Origin of the sequence: Paraburkholderia sp. EG287B (assembly GCF_040965595.1) — a bacterium.
Taxonomy (GTDB): domain Bacteria; phylum Pseudomonadota; class Gammaproteobacteria; order Burkholderiales; family Burkholderiaceae; genus Paraburkholderia.
This window is the reverse complement of the sequence record NZ_JBFRCG010000023.1, coordinates 54,102-72,798: the sequence shown is the minus strand read 5'-3', so window position 1 is coordinate 72,798 and position 18,697 is coordinate 54,102. Positions and strand designations below refer to the sequence as shown.

Below are 18,697 nucleotides of genomic sequence, written 5' to 3'. Positions count from 1 at the left end.
CGGGGACGGCCAGCCATTTAACGAAACTGGCTGACCGTCCCCGCGAATGGTGCCCCCAAGAACTCGCTCTCGGGGTTACCAACGTCATGGGCGTCGCAGTCTCGAGCTCAGATCGAACCGGCCGGCGTGACAGCGGGGAAATCCATGTCCGGATCGAACACGTTATTGAAGAAATTCGTCAGGGAATACATGGCCACCAGTGCGACGATTTCCATCACGTTTGCATCCGTGTAGCCCGCTTCGCGAACTGCGTTCAGGTCGGCGTCGCCCACCTTCCCACGGGTTTCGATGACCTTGCGCGCGAACTGGACAGCCGCATCGCGCTTCGGATCGGCGGCGTGGCCTTTGCGCGCGAGGATGATTTCTTCCGCCGGCAGTTTCGCCAGATGCTCAGCGGTGAAACTGTGGACCGTCAGGCAGTAGTTGCAACCGTTCACTTCGGAGACTGCCAGGCCGATGCTGTCGCGCGTCTTCACATCGAGCGCCTTGCTCAGGGAGCCGAGCAGGTAGGCCCAGGCGTTGAACGCGATCGGGCTTTGCGCGAACGCAGCCATCATGTTCGGCGTGAAGCCGATGTTCTTGGCGAAGCCATCGAGCGTTGCCTTCGATTCGGCGGGTACTTGTTCCGGCGTAAGAATGGTGGTACGGGTCATGATAGGATCTCTGATTAATTCGTACTACTTATTAAGAACGGTTCATTTTTGAACCCTTCTCTCGGATTGCTTCGTGCCCGGGCGCGGGTCGAAGCCGTTCAGGACTTCAGTTGAGCGTCATCTTGCCTACGACTACCCTTTTCGCGGCTGGCTGGTCCTTGTACGTAGTGAATACTCCAGCAACCCGCTTAGACGAGGTCGAGAACTTCGTGCACGGGACGGCGCGGCTTTTGCGCCCAGTTGCCTTGACGCTCGGCACCGACAGCGAGCAGAAGCGCGGGCACTTCGTCATCGGCCAAGCCGAATTCGCGATGAACCGCCTCAGCGTCGAACCCGATCATCGGCGTGGACCCCATACCCAGCGAGCGGGCAGCGTAGATCATTGCCGACGCGCCGAATGTTGCCGTGCGTACGGCTTCGTCGCGACGACGCTGCGGATATTCCATGTACAGTTCGCGGGCCGGGGCCTCCCACTCCGACACCATCGTCGCCGGCATCACGCCTGCTTCGACCAGCGGAGCCAGGCGATCCGGAATCACGCTGGTGTCGACCAGCTGTCCGCAGATGATGAAGGTGACTGCCGCGTCAGCGACAGCCGGCTGGCTCCAGGCAAGCGGAAAGAGCTTGGCCTTCGCTGCGGGCGTGCGCACCGCAATGAAGCGCCAGTTCTGCAGATGAAAGGACGTCGGTGCGCTGGTGGAGATCCGCACCAGCTCGCGGATCTGGTCGTCGCTCAACTTCGCCGACGGGTCGTAATACTTCGTGGCGCTACGGCTGACGATACAGTCGATGACTGCGTTGGTCATGGTCGTCCCGCTGTTCAGGGTGGTTTCGCTGTTCATGATGATTCCTTTGGGTGGAGGGACCTGCTGGGTACAGAAGCGCCTCTTACGAGATCGCGCGGCAAAAAATCACTTTCGTGTGCAGATTGCGGATCACCGTCGCCGCTTTCACCGTGACGTCGCAGTCTCTACTGCGTGTTTGCCGTCAAGTGGTGAGGTGTTTCAACTTTAAGGCCCCACGAGGGCTATTTCGAGAGCGAAAATGCTCAATAAAGTGTCCAAAAGGATCAAACTCCACAAGGGCTCATCGGTTCGCTCGATCTTGCGACGCCGCAGCGTTCATCGCGCCGTCGCGATTGAAGTCCCTTGTCCAGATTGCATCGAAGGACGTACGGACGAAGAGCGGCCGCTCCGCGTCGACCTCGCCGGATCGTGTCCGATGCTGGTTAGAACCGGGAGCGACAAATTTCGGGGTCTATCGCCCCTGACGTGCGAGACGACGCCATTCACCAGGTGTCATGCCCATCCTCTCTGTGAACAAACGCCGGAACGAAGATACAGATTGGTAGCCAACTGATTCGGCTACGGCCTCTGTGGTCATCGTCGGCTTCTTCAACTCGTTCGCAGCGTGGCTCATGCGGATGTCGGTTAGCAAATCAACCGCTGAGCATCCGAGCGTTTCCTGGAAATGCCGCATGAACGTGGCGCGGGACATATTGCACAAGGCGGCCAGCTCGGGCAGGTTCCAGCCGCGAGCGGGATCGGAGAACATCGCCGAAATCGCGGGGGCCAACCGTGGGTGGCCAGCCAGCGCCAACAAGCCTGTTGGGGCCTGCTCGGATTTACTTGCCTCGCGCAGCACGATGGTGAACAGCGCCGAACTGAGCGAATTAAGGACGGCGTAGCCGCCCACTTTTTCTCCCGTAGACTCATCACGCATGAGCCTCACAAAATTGGCGAGAGGGTTCGAGAGGGACTCGACACCCGACTCATCGTCGGTACTAGTAGTCCGCACCACCAGATTTGTCGGAAGGTAATTGCGAATCAGTCGGTCATGCGGCGGTTCAATAAAAAAACGACCGCATAACATATCGAGATGCTCGCCAACGCCGTCATTCTCGCTAAAGGTCCACCCAGCGAGACCCTGACGCTCGCGAGTAGGTCCGGGCTGAATTCCACTCCCGTCGTGCAGGATGTGCGCCGAGCCGTGGGGTAACAAGACAATATCTCCAGCGACCAGTTCCTTTGCCATCCCCGTCTCGGGATCCTCGATGACTGCCTTGCCCCTGAGCACGACGTGGTACGGGATTTCGTGGGTTGCCGCTTGATCCCACTCGACCCGCCACGGTGCTCCATAGGCGCAGCGGACTTCAGGCCGGCCAGTGACGGTGATCAATTGCAGCAGGTGACTTAACCAGTCGACGTGAGACATAGAATTCCGTAAGGCCTCGGCATGGGGAAATCAGGTGACGGCAAAACTCACAATTTCAGCGCCCGAAAATCTCGACGAGAAGGGATGCTCATTCCTCGCCAACTGCAGGACCGAATCTATCGGCCAGCGCTCATCCCGCCGTCGACATGCAGTACCTCGCCCGTGACGAACGACGCTGAATCAAGAAAGACAATCGCGTCCGCGATATCGCCCACCTCGCCCATGAATCCGAGTGGAACCAACGCGGCGAGATCGTCATGGGCTTCTGGCTTGTGCATAGTCGACCTGATCAAACCCGGAGCCACCGCGTTCACCCGAATTCCCTTGCTTGCATACTCAATGGCGAGCGACTTCGTTGCGGCGTTGAGACCGCCCTTTGTCAATGCCGCTAGTGACGAAGAAACTCCGCTGTACGCGATGTCGGCGACGCTCGCAGTGACGCTCACTACGTGGCCGCGAGAATGCTTCTGCATCTCCGCAATCGCCAGTTGCGTGATGTGAAAGAATCCCGCCATGTTCACATTCATCACCGCTGCGTAGTCCGCCGCGCTATGTTCTGTGAAAGGCTTGCCGATATATATGCCGGCGTTGTTCACAAGCGTGTCGATCCGTCCAAATCGCGCGACCCCTTCGGCGATGACTTGCTGCGCCACAGCAGGATCACCAATGTCGCCAGCTATCGTCAGAACGTCTTTGTCGACAGAGGGTTGTATCGAGCGGGACGTCGCGACGACCGCGTAATCGAGCTTGCGGAACGCCTGAACGATGGCGGCGCCAATTCCCTGCGATGCTCCGGTTACCACCACGACCTTTCGCAATGCGCTCATGATCCAGTGCCCCCTAACATGATGGTTCTTCAGAAAAACAACCTACTGCGGAAGCCAGAATCACCGTATGGCGGTTGACTGGTTTATGCGTTCGACTCACACGAGGGCGAAATATCGGGTCGCCACGGTGTATGGCCTTACCGGACAGCGCACAGACCGCTTCCGCTGGTGCCGATCCAATAGTCCAGATCTGGCTCTCGTAACGTCCCATGCAGGGATCACTCCAGCGGACACTAATCGTCGTCGACGACAGTTTCTCCACAACGGAGACTTGCGAAGGCGTCGGCAGATTTGGCATGAGATATCCGCACGCTCAAACGTGGCTGCACGCGAGAGTGGTCAAAAGCGGCTCAATCGTGGCTATCAGAGAAGCCCGAAGTTGCGCGGATTGATCCTCATCGAGAAATGCAGTTGCCTGCAGCGGCAAATAGTGGATGGTGGTGAAGCCAATGCAAGCCAGTACGGCAGAAAGATAAGGCGTAAGGAAATCCGGCTGGTTGGCGCGTTCGCCAGTAAACACGCCGCCGGAGGCAATGCCGACGAATACCGGACGGTCCCGAAGCATTCCAACCTTGCCAGCGGGCGTCGACTGCATCGTGCGTCCGACGCGGATAAGCTGATCGATCCACGCTTTCAGGACGGACGGAACCGTCAGGTTATTCATCGGAGTACCGATGACGATCACATCGGAATCCTCGACCTCCTGAATGAGTTCCTCCGCGAAAAGTACAGCGCCAGCGGTCCTTCCTGCGGCAGCCAACGTCGCAGGCGTCGAGAGTATGTCGGCGTAGGCGGCTCCGAGATGAGGTATCGGCTCCAGCCCAAGGTCCCGGCGGCGAACCTCCACGCCCGGCAAGAGCGTTTGAATCTTTTCGACGATTCCCGCCGAGAGTTTTCGGCTATGCGATCCCAGTCTAGGGCTGCAGTCGATGTGCAGAATATTCATACAATTTTCTCCAGCAGATTTTGCAGCAGCTTTGGTCGCGCGGTTGCTTGACCAGCAGACGAAATCGGGCGCGTGAAACATCGGGCACCGAGATCGAAGTGCGTCTTAAATGCCTGGTTAACGAAGGCTTTGTGCAGGCTGTTTCCATCTGTGCAACACTCTGCGCCCTTGCGGCTCCAGCACGGCATGAAAATGCCCCGCATTTGCAGCTCGCTCGCAGCTTCGACCGAATACGGAGAGAAAATCGGGTGCATGCTGCAAGAGCCACATTCCGTATTGACTTCGCGTTTGTAGCACTGTTGGTAGGGCAGATTCTGTACTATTCACGGTGCATAAAACAGTACCAAGATTGTGATTTTCGTGTGTACCAAGACTATGGCTTCAGACTTGCAGATACAGCTCGACCGGACAGCAAAACGGCCCCTCACAGAGCAGATTTTTGAGAGCATCAGCAGAGCAATAGAGTCTGGGCTGCTCGAATCCGGTACACGGCTGCCATCATGGAAAGACCTTGCGTCGCAGCTCGGGGTCGCGCGCGGGACCGTTAAGGCTGCCTATGAGCTTTTGAATGATTCACAGATGATAGAAACGTTTGGAGCTGGGGGAACGCGGGTCGCTCCGCGGCTTCGCGTCGCCACTGCTCAACGAAAGGCGGCGCGGCTCAGTTCGTTTATGAAATCATATGAGGAGATGAAGGCCGGGCCAGCGATTTTCCAACTCGGTATTCCCGCGTTTGAAGGACTGCCGGAAAAGCTTTTTTCGCGGGCTCGCTCCTCCAATCTGCTAAAAACAGCGGGCCTGTCGTCGCTGCTCTATCCTGATCCGAGAGGCGAATTCGACCTTCGCAGAGAGATCGCAGGCAATCTCTCCATCGCGCGAAACTTCCACTGTCATCCGGAGCAGGTTTTCGTGACGTCCGGATACAGCGCTGGCTTAGGCTTGACACTTCGGGTGCTAGGTTTGGAAGGCCAGAAGGTCTGGATGGAGGAGCCCGGGTTCATGCTCGCCCGTAAGGGGCTGGAACTGGCTCGCTTGAATATCGTGCCGATCCCGGTAGACGCAGACGGTATCAACGTCGACTACGGCATCAAGACAGCGCCGGACGCCGCGTTAGCGGTCTTAACTCCTGGTCAGCAAGCGCCTCTAGGCTCGACGTTGTCGTTGAGACGGCGCCTTCAACTGCTTGACTGGGCGGCTTCAAACGATGCGTGGGTCATTGAAGATGACTACCTTGGAGAACTACAGTTGGAAGGCAGGCCGGCGCCCGCCATGGCATCTCTTGGCGAAGGCAAGCACGTCATCCACATCGGCTCCTTCAGCAAGACTGTTAGCCCTGCTCTGCGGCTTGGCTTCATTGTTGTCCCGTCCGACCTCGTCAATGCATTCGCGGAGGTGGCCGCGACACTCGCTCCCGCGCCGTCACCGGTCATTCAAGTCGCCACTGCGGAGTTTATGCGGGAGGGCCACTACATCCGACGTGTGCGCCGGCTCAAGCGTCTTTATTCCTCGCAGCGCGATGCTCTGACAGCGGAGTTGTGTAGCCGAGACGCGCAATGGGTAAATGCGGGCCTCGCCGTGCTTCTTCGCCTCCCAGAGGGCGCCCCCGATGTGCGAATCGTTCGCGAGGCAATGACTGCGGGCATCGCGCCATCACCCTTGTCCGCGTGGTTCGCAAATCCATCGTGGACGGTGCCAGGCCTTTTGCTCGGGGTTGCGACCGCGCCCGAACAACACCTTGCCAAATCGTGCCAACGATTGTTCGAGATCATTGAAGGGTACTGCTGACCAAATGGGTCACCCGGCGTTGCCTGATTAGCATAAGTGCAGTTTCGTCGAAAAGCGCAGCTATATGGCTGCTAACTGTTAGCAACGGGGAGGCGCTTTTCCGGCAAGATCGCCGTCGCCATGCCACCGTGGGTGGCCCTTCTCGAACGTATTTCAGGCTAACTGATCTTACCCACGAACCGCGGACACCTTGAGTTGCTACGGTCTATCGTTTTGCACGAGGCGACAGACCGACCGATATGCTCGCCGAGCGCGAATCCAGACCTTAACCAATCCCGGAGCCTCAGGACCCGGTTGTACGGCTTCTTCACGAGGTTTTCGCTCAGATGGGGAGTCGTCGGCAATTCGCGTCAGCACGGCCATGCACCGCGATCGCGACCAAGTACCCAAGTCAATCTCGGAAATGATGAAGAGCTGGGACGTCGACGATGGGACGGTGGGCATGCTGACCCATGCGGCGCTGCTGCTAATGGCACGCTAAGGCCGGCCGCAGCAACGAGTTTAGGAAAAGCGCGCCGGACAGGCGCGTTCTTTTGACCGCTTCCGCTCGATTCCACGAGGCGACCGCTTCAGCGTTCCGCAGCCACGGCGGAGTCGGGGGGCCGGCGGAAGCTGATGGCAAGCCGGTTGTAGGCATTCATCAGGCTGATGGCCATCGTAAGGTCCGCTAGCTCCTTCTCGCTGAACGTTGTCGCGGCAAGCTGGAAGTCCTCGTCGGGTACATGGGTGTCGGCCACGCGGGTGACCGACTCCGCCCACGCCAGAGCGGCGCGCTCGCGATCGCTGAACAACGCACCCGCTTCATGCCAGGCTTGCACAAGCGCCAGCTTCGCGGGCGTGACGCCCTTCTTGATCAGGTCGCGGGTATGCATGTCGAGGCAAAAGGCGCACCCGTTGATCTGGCTGACGCGCAGATAGACCAGTTCGACGAGGACGTCTTCCAGGCCCGACTGCCTGACATAGCCATATACCCCCCCAAATGCCTTCACGCCGCCCGGCGATGCCTTGGCGTAGTCCAATCTCATTTTCAAGCTCCTTACTGGTCGTTGGTTGTCAGTGCTGTGTCGTTCGAATCGACGACAAACACGGCCAGCAGTTTTGCCGGCGTGGTCTTGCTCGCATTGCGGCTGACCGGATGGCGCGAGCCGGGCTCCTCGAAGAACGCCTCCCCGGCCTTGTAGACGCGTTCCGGCTCATCGTTCACCTTGCTGGCGACGCTGCCTGAGACCACGTACGCATAGATGAACGCCGACTTCGCGTGGGTGTGAGGCAACGAAGCGCCCCCGGGCGGGTAAGTGACTTCCACGGCGATCACCGATTTGCCCGGAATGTTTGGAATTGCGTGCGAGAAGTTCGGCTTGACGATATCGCCAGCGCCATGGTCAGCGGCGCCGTGCGCCGCGGCAACCCCGGACATGGCCAGGCTGCCAGCGGCAACAACAGAAAGTAAGGTTCGTGAAATTATCGTGATCAGCTCCTTGGTGGCTAGAATCATGCATCGGCTATGGTCCACGAAAAAGAACCAAGAACGCGAAAACTTGATGCACCACCCACCATGACAAATATTCTGAATCTGAAGCTCGACCGCGGTTCCAAGACAGCACTTGCGGAACAGATACGCCTGGCGATTACTGGCGTCATCGAGAGTGGTGTACTGGCCCCGGGCGCCAGGCTGCCGTCGTGGGTGGATCTTGCCGCGCAGCTTGGTGTGGCGCGCGGCACCGTCAAGACCGCCTATGAGCGGCTGACCGATGCGCAGTTGATTGTCTCGTCGCGCGCGGGCGGGACCAGGGTCTCCGAGCACATACCCACCGTGAGCCCCATCGCGGAGCGGGCGCGATCGATAGAGACGGATTTGCAGTCGGCGCTATACCAGCACTTCCTGCCCGGCCCTGCAGTGTTCCAGATGGGCGTGCCGGCATCGGACTGTTTTCCAAACACGTTGTTTGCACGTCTGCGCGCCCGGGCGGCACGCGATGAAGTTGAAGCGCCCGCATCCTACCCGGACCCGCGCGGCGAACATGAATTCCGCCGGGAAATCGCCGCGCATCTGGCCTTGTCACGCGGCATTGAGTGCCAGCCCTCGCAGATCTACATCACGGCAGGATTCTCGGGGGGGCTCGGTATCGCGCTACTCGTGCTTCAGGCCCAAGGCCGCAAGGCATGGGTCGAGAATCCCGGATATTTGCTGAGTCGCAAGGCCCTGGAAATTGGCCAGATCACGACGGTTCCGATTCCCGTCGACGAAGAAGGCATTGACGTCGGCTTCGGCGAAACGCATGCACCGGATGCCGCGTTGGCGCTGGTCACCGCGGGGCAACAGGCGCCGTTGGGTCCGACCTTGTCGCTCGCGCGCCGGCGGCAACTACTGGAGTGGGCGGCCCGGGCGCAGGCATGGATTATCGAAGACGACTATCTGGGCGAGCTGCAGCTGAAACGCCGCGCGGCGCCAGCGCTGGCGTCGCAGGATCGAGCGGGGCGTGTCATTCACATCGGGACGTTCAGCAAGACCATCAGCCCGAAGCTGCGACTGGGATTTGTGGTGGTGCCCCCCGCCCTGGTACCCCGCTTCGATGAAGCGGCAGCGTGCCTGTCTTCCGCACCGGGGCCGGCAGTACAGATGGCAATGGCCGAGTTCATGCGTGACGGGCATTACATGCGGCACTTGCGTCGCATGAAACGCATCTACGCGGGCCGCGGCCAGGCACTGATGACCGCGCTCGAGTCCAGGGGATTTGACGCCTATCCGGCTGGTCTGGCAGTGGTGGTTCGGCTCGCCGATGGCGCCGACGACAAGCGGATCGCACGGGAGTCCTATGCCTACGGGATCGCGCCCGCGCCGCTATCGATCTGGTACTGCTCCGAGTCCACGCAGCGCTCGGGGCTGCTGCTTGGCGTTGCGCCGGCGATCGAACAACAGATTCCAGCGGCCTGCGATCGCTTGCATCAGCTGATCCGCAAGCTGAGCTGATGCGAAAGCGCCGGCAGGTCGTGGGCCAGCTGGCACACCATTTCTTCCGGTTTTTCGTACTTTTTTAACGACCAGTGAACGGACACGATGCCGTTCACCGGCTGGGGCGTCACGTTGCGCTGAGCCATATCGTTAAGTCACCGCTGCACTGCGTCGCCACGCAGTCTTAGGAGGAATCGTGAAGATTTTCGTTGCAGGCGCCACCGGCGCCGTTGGACAGCCGCTGGTGCGCGTGCTCTGCGCGCAGGGTCATGAGGTAACGGGGATGACTCGCGCCGGCGCGGGTGCCGACAGGCTTCGCGAGCTTGGCGCCCGCGTGACCCTGGCGGACGCCTTTCATGCGGAGTCCGTGAAGGATGCCATCGCGAAGGCGGCGCCAATCTACTGTCCGCTGCCAAGGCGCTGGGCGTCAAACGCTATGTCTTGCAATCACGTGGCTTCTACCTCGAAGCCCCGCAGGGCTCGCTGGCCGACGAGACAGCCGCGCTCCGCTACGACGCGCCCGGCGAGATTGGTGATAGTGCGCGGGTCATTGGTGCCTACGAAAATCGCGTCACGGGCTCGATCGCGCTGGAAGGCGTGGTCCTGCGCTACGGCTTCTTCTACGGTCCCGGTACCTGGTACAGGCTCGACGGCGCCATTGCGGAGCAGGCGCGAAAAGGCGGGATGGCGATCATCGGCGAGGGCAACGCGGTCTGGTCGTTCGTCCACCTCGACGATGCAGTGGCGGCAACAGTAGCGTCACTGACGGCCGAAGCCGGCGTATACAACGTGGTCGATGACGACATTTCGCCGCGACCGGCGCGCCTTCAGGACACCGCGCGTAAGGATTCCGCGTACGACCAGTTGACGCCAGAGACATTGGCAACCGCCTGCCACGCGGCTTCTTGATTAGCGCCATCGAGGAGGTGCGGCTGGCGCTGCGCCTCGATTGGGCCTGTGAATTTCCCTTTAGCCGACGCGAAGAATTGCCCTGAGACGTCGGTTCCAAACTCCGACGTCTGAAGGTACCGACGGGCCGCAGTCTCCGGCGTCTGATTCATGCCGGGAATGAGGTTCACGATTGGGATCATCAGATATTTCACCGCCCAGCCAGCGTTTCGCCCCACATTGGTGGCGGTCGCCGCACCGGGCGAGACAGCGAACACGGCCATGCCGGAGGGCAGCCGACGCGCGAGCGCAGCAGCCCACCAGGCAACGATGAGCTTCGCGTCGGCATACGCATTGTTGGGCACATACTTCACGTTAGGCCCGTTGTGCAGCAGGGCTTCCATAGCAGCGGTCAGGTCGCCTCCGTGGTATTTGGCAGCGAGTGCGTCCACGTCGGTGTACTTGAACATGGGTACGCCCCCTCGCGCGGGTTCCGCGCCGGCGATAACGATCCGCGCGTCGGGGCTCAGCAGATTGGCGCGGAGCAACCCGACAGTTAATTGGTGATGGCCGATGAGCGGAGCCTGAGAAGCCTCGACGCCCGCCGCAGTGATCACCCGCTGCTTACCTGGGACCATTCCGGCATTGAGCAGCAGAAAATCAATCGGCTGACCTCGCTTTTCGAGCTCGGCGAGGGCGGATTGAACGCTGGTCGGCTCGTCCAGCTCCAGCTCCAGCGGCGAAAATACCTGTTTCTTGGTCTGAGCCGCGAGCTGAGCGGCGGTTTCTTGAACCCGGGCCAAGCTGCGCCCGGTGATGAAGACTTGGCGGTAGCCGTTGGTGGCGAGCAAGCGGGCTGCCTCATAACCGACCCCTGAGGTGGTGCCGGTGACGAGCGCGATTGAATGTTCCACGGGCGTCTCCGTGTTAAAGGGTGATGGTCGAGTCATAAGGCCCAGCAACGCCAACATCAGTTTGATAATTTAGAACTATTCGGTTATAAATTGGCGTGAAGGGAACTGTCAAGGAGTTTTGAACTAAATGATTCAAAATACCGCTAGGCCAGTAGGTCGACCGCGCAGCTTCGACGAAACGGGGGCGCTGGAAAAGGCGATTCAGGTGTTCTGGTCGAAAGGCTACGACGGAGTGACGATTGACGATCTCGTCACCGGGATGGGTGTGGGACGGCCGAGCCTGTATGCCGTCTTTGGGGACAAGCGGGCGATATTCTTGCGCGTCCTCAAGGCGTACGCAGAACGGAAGGGCGCATCGGCCGCCAAGGCACTCCTCTCACCACAGGGTCTTCGCGAATCGATCTTGGGCTTTCTGAGGTACGCCGTCGAAAGTGCGACCGAGAAAGGGTCTGCCCGAGGCTGCCTTATGATATGCGTCGCCCCGCTCGTAAACGACGCTGAGGTTCAGCAATTCCTGCAGAGTGCGGTCGCGGGCGGCGCGGCGCTGGTGGAACGTCGTTTTCGGGACGGGATCAGTGCCGGAGAAATCCCACCTGACTTTCCCGTCGCCGCGCGCGCAACCCAAGTCACGGATTTAGCGCGTGGGCTAACCATGCGTGCGCAGATGGGCGCGCCGCGCAAGATGCTCCTCAAAGATGCTGAGGAAGCGACCGACCTAGTTCTCCTGCCTGGGCGCGCCTGACGGGTTATCGGAATCCTTAAATGCCAAAGGGCGTCGAGGCCATGGCAACTGACATGAGTTGAGGGCTAGGAGCCAATTGTGCGTTGGATTGCGGCGCCTTCGTTCGTGCCGGAGGCGAGTGTTCGAAACTGTGCGAGCAGACGCTAGGATCTTTTGCAGCATCGCCTCGCGCGCAGTGATCGGGCCTCGGCGTCGAAAGCGCTTCATTGATCAAACTGGTAACTGCCGCTCAGCTCGATCGCCTGGTGGGCAGCCGGTCCAGAACGTTGAATAGCCGTCAACATACGGCGGCGAGCGTCGGAAGGCCCGGCAGAACTGCTGTCTCTAAACGGTGGTCTGGATGACCGGACCGCTCCGCAAGCTGCCCTTGGGCCGCGACTGCACGACCGGCTGCTGTGGGTCGACTGCGGCCCCGCATCCGACAGAGTTCGTTTAGGTTTATTCGATGCCTGCCATGGGCCGCAGGAACGTGCATGCCTGTGCACATGTCGGCAGGCGTCGAATAAGCCCGATGGAGGAAACCGCGGAGTGCTCCAATGCGTCTGGAGGTTTCACGGCTATGGCGATTGGTGGGCGGCGATGCTCGGCAGTGCGGGAGGATGCGCGCTCGGAAGGGATTGTGGATGGGGCCGGGAGCACTGATGAGGCGGCGCGGTTGCGCAGTCGTGAAGCGGAAGCGGACGTGCCAGTGGTTGCGGGAAGCGCAAGGCGCAAACGTCCGCTCGTGGGCCGCGTTGCCGCAAAGCCGACGGTCGGGTTGAACGTCCAGGAAGCGTTGTGCTCATGTCCGAGCTCGCCGCAGGGGTGGTGCCCGAATGGGTGCAGTGCGCTCCAGGATCCCGATGACGAGCATCGGGGCACCGCAGTGCCGGCAGAAGAAGACCGCAGGGACAGCCGCCGCGGGATCGTCGGGCCGGGCGCCGGCCTCAGGCACAACTCCTAGCAGATCGCGCACCCTCGCGAGCCTGGCTCGGCGCACCGGGTTGGCGAGCAGTCCGTAGTGACGGATGCGATGGAAACCACTGGGCAGCACATGGAGCAGGAAGCGGCGCATGAATTCGCCGGCCTCCAGTGTCATGGTCTTGTAGCGGGTGCGTCCCTTTGCGCGGTAGTCCTTCCAGCGGAATGTCACACCGCGCTCATCGAAGGCGACGAGGCGCTGGTTGGAGATGGCAACGCGGTGCGTGTAGCGTGAGAGGTACTCGAGCACCGCCTTCGGCCCGGCGAACGGGCGCTTGGCGTAGACCACCCATTCGCAGGCACGCAGCGGCACCAGCCACCGGGCAAAGGCGGCGGGATCCGCGAGCCCGGTGTACTCGCCGAAGAACTGCAGCTGGCCATGCCGGTGGGCCACTTCGAGCGCGTCGAGGAAGCGACGTCGGAACAGACGCGACAGGACGCGCACCGGCAGGAAGAAGCCGGGCCGGCACGCGATCCAGCGCTCGCCATCGGGCGAGAGTCCGCCGCCGGGTACGATGCCGTGCACGTGTGGATGATGCGTGAGCGCCGAGCCCCACGTGTGCAGTACGAGCGTGGCCCCGATCTGCGCGCCGAGATGCCTGGGATCGGCGGCGATCGTGCGCAGCGTGTCAGCGGCGATGTCGAGCAGCAGGCCGTAGACGATCCGTTTGTTGTACCAGGCGATCGCACTGACGGGCGCGGGGAGCGTGAAGACGACGTGGAAGTATTCGACGGGTAGCAGATCGGCCTGGCGTGCCTCCAGCCAGCGGTGTGCGGCGCTGGCCTGGCACTTCGGGCAATGCCGGTCCCGGCAAGAGTTGAAGGACACCTCTGTCCTTGCGCAGCCTGAACAGCGCAGCACATGCCCGCCCAGCGCCGCCGTGCGGCACCGTTCGATGGCTGACATGACCTTCAGCTGCCCCAGGCTCAGGTGCGTTGTGGCCCGCCACGCTGGCCCGTGGCTGCGGAAGATGTCCGCAACCTCCAGCATGAGGCGCTACAGCGTGCAGGCCTACTCGGAGGGCAGGCGGTCCAGCGGACTGGTGACCTCGTGCAGCAGGTCGGTGGCGACCTGGACATAGAGCGCGGTGTTCTCGGGCTTCGCATGGCCAAGCAGCACCTGGATCACGCGGATGTCCACCTTCTGTTCAAGGAGGTGTGTCGCGAAGCTATGCCGCAGCGTGTGCATGGACACGCGCTTGTCGATGTGCGCGGCCTCGGCGGCGGCATGGATGGCGCGGTTCAGCTGTCGCGTGCTCAACTGATCGAGCGGATCGAGCCCGGGAAACAGCCACCCGCCATCGAGCATCTTGCCCTGCGCACGCGCCACGCGCCACCACGCACGCAGACGCTCAAGCAGCACCGGCGAGAGCATCGCATAGCGGTCACGGCGGCCCTTGCCCTGTTCAATGCGCAGTGTCATGCGTTCGCTGTCGACGTCGGTGACCTTCAGCGCGACCACTTCGCTGGCGCGTAGCCCCGCGCCGTACGCGACCGACAGCGCCGTCTGGTGCTTCAGGTTGCCGGCCGCCTCGATGAGGCGCCGCACTTCATCGGGACTGAGCACGACGGGCAGTATGCGGGGCACGCGTACCGGTTGCATCCTGACCATCAGTTCGGGCCGGTCGAGCGTGACGGTGAAGAAGAACTTCAGGCCGGTGATCGCGTGGTTCAGCGAGACGGCCGATGTGCCGTGGTCGACCAGATAGAGCTGGTAGCGGCGCAGGTCCTCGACGGTGGCCGTGTCAGGTGAGCGGCCGAGAAACCGGGTGAACTCACGCACGATGTGCAGATAGATGGCCTGCGTCTTGGGGGCAAGCTGGCGCATGCGCATGTCGTCGATCATGCGCTGGCGCAATGGACTGGCGTTTGCCGGTAAGGAGGTCATGATTCGGCTCCTGTTGAGGAACGAGGCGGATTGCCTCATTCGCCAACATAAAACCGCGTAACCGGCCTCTCCCTGCCCTCCAGCGTCGGACCGGAGCCCCTACCGCGCGAGCGGTTTAGTCCTGCGGCCAGATTCGGACATCCATCCTATCCAATGATGTGCCGCTCGAACGACAAAATGTCCTTCGGAAGCGGTCACTCAACAGCGAATGTGCAGTCCTCGTCAGGACATGCGCTCCGGCCGCTTAGAACAGCGGATGTGCCTCGGGATACAGCGCCGTTCTGAGTGCAAAGCCCCCCAGAACCACAAAAATTATGGCGGCCACCACGTGTACAGCCTTGGTCGGTAACCGGTCGGCAAACTTGTGCCCAAGGTAAATGACCGGGACGTTGGCGAGCATCATGCCCAGTGTCGTTCCTGCAACGACCCAAAAAAATTCGTGAAAGCGGGCCGCGAGGGCAACCGTCACCACCTGCGTCTTGTCGCCCATTTCCGCTAGAAAAAACGTCACCACGGTCGTACCGAACACGCCCATGTGCCCCTTCGTAACGGCATCGGCCTCGTCAAGCTTGTCAGGAATCAGAATCCAGATGGCCATCAGCGCGAACGACGCGACAACGGCCCAGTTCATGACATGGGGATTGATGACGTTTGCGAGCCACGCTCCCAGCGCGCCCGAAAATCCGTGATTGACCAGCGTCGCCACGAAGACGCCGAGCACGATCGGAATGGGCTTGCGATAACGGGCAGCGAGAACGAGGGAGAGGAGTTGCGTCTTGTCGCCGATTTCAGCGAGTGCGACCACGCTGGTCGATACGAGGAAGGATTCCATTGGGTTTGTTGTTCCGGGCCGCGCAGTCAACACGCGATGACACACACCCCCGCGACCCGGCCAGGTAGGGATGCACGTCATCGGTCTTGCCAGGCTTGCGCTGCACACGCCATGTCGCCAGTTAGCGGACAAGTATGTTGACGTGCGCCTCCAGACATCGCGCCTGGAGCGGCTACTCCCCGAAGAGTGGCGCGATTATAAAAGCATCGCGCCGGCTCCTGCAAGGATATTTTAGTATACCCCTCCACCCTATTTTGCTAATATACCCCCCTACGCTATAACTGGAGGCGGAGCATGAGCCATACGATTCGCGAAAAACAGAAACTGCTCAACCGGGTACGCCGCATCAAGGGACAGGTCGAGGCCATCGAGCGTGCGCTCGAGGAAGAGCGCGGTTGCATGGACGTGCTGCAGCTCATTACGAGTAGCCGTGGCGCAATGAACGGCCTGCTCGCGGTGGTTCTTGAAGACCATATCCGTACGCACCTCGTCGACGCAGAGCCGCACGACGACGAGCACGGCAGCGGCACCGAGCAACTGATCGAGGTAGTGCACAGCTACTTCAAGTGAGAGAAACATGAGTCAATTCGAGAACGCCGCTTTCGGGGCGGGACACGATCACATCTTTCTGGGCGCAGCCCACGAAGAGAACGAGCGCAGAACCTGGATGGTGATCGCGCTGTGCAGCGCGATGATGGTGGCCGAAATTGTCGGCGGCAGTCTTTTTGGCTCGCTCGCACTCGTCGCCGATGGACTCCACATGTCGACGCACGCCGGCGCAATGCTGATCGCTGCTTTGGCGTATACCTACGCACGCCGGCACGCGGCCGACCCGCGCTTCGTATTCGGGACCGGCAAGCTCGGAGACCTCGCAGGCTTTACCAGCGCCATCGTGCTCGCGATGATTGCGCTGCTGATTGGGTACGAGGCCGTTTCGCGCTTTCTCTCGCCGGTGCCGATCCACTTCGGCCAGGCGATCCCCATCGCGGTGCTTGGCCTGCTGGTCAATCTGGCGAGCGTCTGGCTGCTGAGCGGCGACCATCACGGGCACAGCCACGGACATAGTCACGGGCACGCTCATGGCCACGCGCATGGGCATGAAGGCGACCACGGCCACGAAGAAGAGGTGCAACGCATCTTCGGTAGCGCCGGCGTCTTTGCCGTTTCGATCTTCGAAGATGGCGTGCCGCCCGTCTTCCGTATCAAGCCGGAAACGGCTGCTTCGAATCTTGGCGCCGATGCTGTTTCAGTGACGACAATCCGCCCCGATGGGGCGCAGCAAACCTTCGCATTTATCGATCGCGGCGGCTATCTCGAGTCGAAGGACGACATTCCCGAGCCGCATGCCTTCAAGGCCGTCGTCCGCCTGCCTGATGACGAGCATTCAATCGAGTTCGAAGAACACGAGCACGATCACGACGACGCGCAGGCTGCCGCGAACCGCGACCACAACATCCGCTCAGCCTACATTCACGTGATTGCAGACGCTGCAGTTTCCGTGCTGGCCATCATCGGCCTGTTGCTGGCCCGCGCGTTTGGCTGGGTCTGGATGGACCCGCTTGCAGGCATAGTTGGCGCGCTCGTCATCGCAAACTGGTCGTGGGGTCTCATGCGCGATACGGGTGGCATCCTGCTCGACGTGAACACGGACCGCCGCATGGCCGAGAACGTCCGCCACGTCATCGAAGACAACGGCGACACCGTGCTTGACCTGCATGTGTGGCGCGTAGGCCCAGGGCACATGAGCGCTGTCGTTTCGGTCGCCACAGGTGAAGCACAGCGCAACCCGGGTTTCTATCACGCGGCGCTCAAGCGGTTCAAGGGACTGTCGCATGTGACGGTCGAAGTGAATCCCAATCGGGCCGTAGCCTGAGCCATGGCAGTCAAATCTCCCTGCATCGACCTGTGCGCGTTCGATGGCAAGACCGGGCTCTGCACCGGCTGCTACCGGACGCGAGAGGAAGCCCGCAGCTGGAAAAAAATGACGGACCACAGGCGTCATCAGATCCTCAATGAAAAATCCCGGCGGCAGTCAAAGCTGACACGTGAAGCGCCGCAAGCGTCGAAACAGGACTGACCAGGCGCGCCCCTATCGCGGTGCCATGATCCGCAGGACGGGATGCCCGCCGACGTCCTTCAGCGGAAAGTACGACCGGTGCGTCGCCGCATCGAGACTGACAACGTGTGCATTCGGTCCCACGCGCCCGTCGCCAATCTTCGACACACGGGACGCGTCGACGCTGAACATCGACACGACGCCTGCCTCGCCAGCCACGAAGACCGTGTGCAATGCGGGATCGAACGCGATGACATCCGGCTCGCCGCCGACATCGAACGCCGAGACAACCTTCATCGAACGCATGTCGAGCACCAGCAGGCGCGCGTTGTCCTCACAGGCAATGAGCGCAAGGCGTAGTTCCGGGACAATCAGCAGTCCGTGATTGCCTTTCGCGCCAGGCAGATCGGTACGGGAGACAATCGTATTGGCTGCCGGATCGATCTCCACCAGTTGTCGCCTCGTCTGCACGTTGACAAAGATGTGTCGCGAAACCGGATCGTATTGCGAATTGCCCACTTCCCCGTCGAGCGGTATCGTCGCGATCCGCCGGTTGCCCGGGACATCAATTACTGTCTCGGTTTCTCCCGTCTCATCCGAGACGTAGAGCCTGCGCGCATCGGGCGCATACGACATGCCGTCCGGATAGATGCCGCCGGGCACCCGGGCAATTATTTTCAGCGTGCGCTCGTCGATTGCGACAACCTCGTTTGTGCCGGTCGCGGACGCATACACCCGGGACAGTTCCGGCACCACGAGCACGCCATGCACGGCGGAGATACCCGGTATGCGCGCAACAACGCGCGACGCGACTGTATCGAACACCACAACTTCGCTGTCACCCAGGTGAGCGATGAACAGCAGATGCCTGTCAGGGTCATAGCTTTCATAATCGAATCGTGACACTCGCCCAGGCAGTGGAACATCCTCGACGTGCTTCAGTGGCAGATTGCCAGTTACTGCGTCATCCGCTCCATGTGCGACGCAACCAGCGACGCTACCGGCCACAGTCAAGATTGCGAAAAGCATGCCGAAGAGC

21 protein-coding genes, 1 pseudogene and 1 riboswitch are annotated in these 18,697 nt (G+C 61.0%); of the genes and pseudogenes, 7 read left to right on the top strand and 15 right to left on the bottom strand.

Annotation, left to right across the window (positions count from 1 at the left end; all coding sequences use genetic code 11):
- Positions 1-107 precede the first annotated feature (107 nt).
- The 7 genes from AB4Y40_RS34505 to AB4Y40_RS34475 form a co-directional block, all read right to left on the bottom strand.
- The gene (locus AB4Y40_RS34505) at positions 108-653 is read right to left on the bottom strand and encodes a carboxymuconolactone decarboxylase family protein (RefSeq protein ID WP_266233118.1); all 546 of its coding nucleotides are present in this window, start codon (positions 651-653) and stop codon (positions 108-110) included.
- Between the two features lie 188 nt (positions 654-841).
- Positions 842-1,459 (bottom strand): nitroreductase family protein, encoded by a 618-nt coding sequence (locus AB4Y40_RS34500; protein ID WP_368691707.1) that lies wholly within the window; start codon positions 1,457-1,459, stop codon positions 842-844.
- A 451-nt stretch (positions 1,460-1,910) separates the two neighbouring features.
- Positions 1,911-2,867, bottom strand: coding sequence for an AraC family transcriptional regulator (locus tag AB4Y40_RS34495; protein WP_368685922.1), 957 nt, complete (start codon positions 2,865-2,867; stop codon positions 1,911-1,913).
- 116 nt (positions 2,868-2,983) lie between these two features.
- Positions 2,984-3,694: an SDR family NAD(P)-dependent oxidoreductase gene (locus AB4Y40_RS34490; RefSeq protein ID WP_368691650.1), complete on the bottom strand. Its 711-nt coding sequence runs from the start codon at positions 3,692-3,694 to the stop codon at positions 2,984-2,986.
- A gap of 13 nt (positions 3,695-3,707) precedes the next feature.
- On the bottom strand, positions 3,708-3,992 hold the full coding sequence (locus tag AB4Y40_RS34485) for a DUF3331 domain-containing protein (RefSeq protein WP_342923969.1): 285 nt from the start codon (positions 3,990-3,992) through the stop codon (positions 3,708-3,710).
- A 15-nt stretch (positions 3,993-4,007) separates the two neighbouring features.
- Positions 4,008-4,640, bottom strand: a complete 633-nt coding sequence (locus tag AB4Y40_RS34480) for an NAD(P)H-dependent oxidoreductase (protein ID WP_342923968.1) — start codon at positions 4,638-4,640, stop codon at positions 4,008-4,010.
- Positions 4,637-4,894 (bottom strand): hypothetical protein, encoded by a 258-nt coding sequence (locus AB4Y40_RS34475; RefSeq protein WP_342923967.1) that lies wholly within the window; start codon positions 4,892-4,894, stop codon positions 4,637-4,639. Before AB4Y40_RS34475 ends, AB4Y40_RS34480 begins: the two co-directional genes overlap by 4 nt.
- Positions 4,895-5,027: 133 nt before the next feature.
- Between AB4Y40_RS34475 and AB4Y40_RS34470 the strand changes: the two genes are divergently transcribed.
- Positions 5,028-6,425, top strand: coding sequence for a PLP-dependent aminotransferase family protein (locus tag AB4Y40_RS34470; RefSeq protein WP_368691649.1), 1,398 nt, complete (start codon positions 5,028-5,030; stop codon positions 6,423-6,425).
- A 569-nt stretch (positions 6,426-6,994) separates the two neighbouring features.
- On the opposite strand, the gene AB4Y40_RS34465 is transcribed toward AB4Y40_RS34470, so the two are convergent.
- Complete coding sequence (locus tag AB4Y40_RS34465) at positions 6,995-7,456, bottom strand: carboxymuconolactone decarboxylase family protein (protein WP_218108684.1); 462 nt, start codon at positions 7,454-7,456, stop codon at positions 6,995-6,997.
- Between the two features lie 5 nt (positions 7,457-7,461).
- Positions 7,462-7,920: a cupin domain-containing protein gene (locus tag AB4Y40_RS34460; protein ID WP_368691648.1), complete on the bottom strand. Its 459-nt coding sequence runs from the start codon at positions 7,918-7,920 to the stop codon at positions 7,462-7,464.
- 60 nt (positions 7,921-7,980) lie between these two features.
- On the opposite strand from AB4Y40_RS34460, the gene AB4Y40_RS34455 reads away from it, so the two are divergent.
- The gene (locus AB4Y40_RS34455; protein WP_368691647.1) at positions 7,981-9,396 is read left to right on the top strand and encodes a PLP-dependent aminotransferase family protein; all 1,416 of its coding nucleotides are present in this window, start codon (positions 7,981-7,983) and stop codon (positions 9,394-9,396) included.
- Here AB4Y40_RS34455 and AB4Y40_RS34450 read toward each other — a convergent pair.
- Positions 9,372-9,524, bottom strand: a complete 153-nt coding sequence (locus AB4Y40_RS34450) for a hypothetical protein (protein ID WP_368691646.1) — start codon at positions 9,522-9,524, stop codon at positions 9,372-9,374. The two genes, AB4Y40_RS34455 and AB4Y40_RS34450, sit on opposite strands and share 25 nt — an antisense overlap.
- Positions 9,525-9,574: 50 nt before the next feature.
- Here AB4Y40_RS34450 and AB4Y40_RS34445 point away from each other — a divergent pair.
- Positions 9,575-10,287 (top strand): annotated as a pseudogene (locus AB4Y40_RS34445) (NAD-dependent epimerase/dehydratase family protein).
- On the opposite strand, the gene AB4Y40_RS34440 reads toward AB4Y40_RS34445, so the two are convergent.
- Positions 10,206-11,180 carry an SDR family NAD(P)-dependent oxidoreductase gene (locus AB4Y40_RS34440; protein WP_368691645.1) on the bottom strand — a complete coding sequence of 325 codons (975 nt, stop codon included), beginning with the start codon at positions 11,178-11,180 and terminating at the stop codon, positions 10,206-10,208. The pseudogene AB4Y40_RS34445 and the gene AB4Y40_RS34440 overlap by 82 nt on opposite strands.
- A gap of 127 nt (positions 11,181-11,307) precedes the next feature.
- Between AB4Y40_RS34440 and AB4Y40_RS34435 the strand changes: the two genes are divergently transcribed.
- Entirely contained in the window at positions 11,308-11,922 is a 615-nt protein-coding gene (locus tag AB4Y40_RS34435) for a TetR/AcrR family transcriptional regulator (protein ID WP_368691644.1), read from the top strand.
- A gap of 781 nt (positions 11,923-12,703) precedes the next feature.
- On the opposite strand, the gene AB4Y40_RS34430 is transcribed toward AB4Y40_RS34435, so the two are convergent.
- The 3 genes from AB4Y40_RS34430 to AB4Y40_RS34420 all read right to left on the bottom strand — a co-directional run bounded on the left by AB4Y40_RS34430 (position 12,704) and on the right by AB4Y40_RS34420 (position 15,602).
- The gene (locus AB4Y40_RS34430) at positions 12,704-13,873 is read right to left on the bottom strand and encodes an IS91 family transposase (RefSeq protein WP_368691643.1); all 1,170 of its coding nucleotides are present in this window, start codon (positions 13,871-13,873) and stop codon (positions 12,704-12,706) included.
- 21 nt (positions 13,874-13,894) lie between these two features.
- Positions 13,895-14,770, bottom strand: coding sequence for a tyrosine-type recombinase/integrase (locus AB4Y40_RS34425; RefSeq protein WP_368691642.1), 876 nt, complete (start codon positions 14,768-14,770; stop codon positions 13,895-13,897).
- 244 nt (positions 14,771-15,014) lie between these two features.
- Complete coding sequence (locus tag AB4Y40_RS34420) at positions 15,015-15,602, bottom strand: TMEM165/GDT1 family protein (RefSeq protein ID WP_368691641.1); 588 nt, start codon at positions 15,600-15,602, stop codon at positions 15,015-15,017.
- A 17-nt stretch (positions 15,603-15,619) separates the two neighbouring features.
- Positions 15,620-15,795: riboswitch (yybP-ykoY riboswitch) on the bottom strand.
- A gap of 101 nt (positions 15,796-15,896) precedes the next feature.
- Between AB4Y40_RS34420 and AB4Y40_RS34415 the strand changes: the two genes are divergently transcribed.
- From AB4Y40_RS34415 to AB4Y40_RS34405, 3 genes are read left to right on the top strand one after another with little or no spacing between them, the layout of a single operon-like run.
- A complete protein-coding gene (locus AB4Y40_RS34415) occupies positions 15,897-16,172 on the top strand; it encodes a metal/formaldehyde-sensitive transcriptional repressor (RefSeq protein ID WP_017234408.1) in 276 nt (91 codons plus the stop codon).
- A gap of 7 nt (positions 16,173-16,179) precedes the next feature.
- Positions 16,180-17,475 carry a CDF family Co(II)/Ni(II) efflux transporter DmeF gene (gene dmeF, locus AB4Y40_RS34410; RefSeq protein ID WP_368691640.1) on the top strand — a complete coding sequence of 432 codons (1,296 nt, stop codon included), beginning with the start codon at positions 16,180-16,182 and terminating at the stop codon, positions 17,473-17,475.
- 3 nt (positions 17,476-17,478) lie between these two features.
- Positions 17,479-17,679, top strand: a complete 201-nt coding sequence (locus tag AB4Y40_RS34405) for a DUF1289 domain-containing protein (protein WP_368691639.1) — start codon at positions 17,479-17,481, stop codon at positions 17,677-17,679.
- A gap of 12 nt (positions 17,680-17,691) precedes the next feature.
- Here AB4Y40_RS34405 and AB4Y40_RS34400 read toward each other — a convergent pair whose 3' ends face one another.
- A complete protein-coding gene (locus AB4Y40_RS34400; RefSeq protein WP_368691706.1) occupies positions 17,692-18,687 on the bottom strand; it encodes a hypothetical protein in 996 nt (331 codons plus the stop codon).
- Positions 18,688-18,697 lie beyond the last annotated feature (10 nt).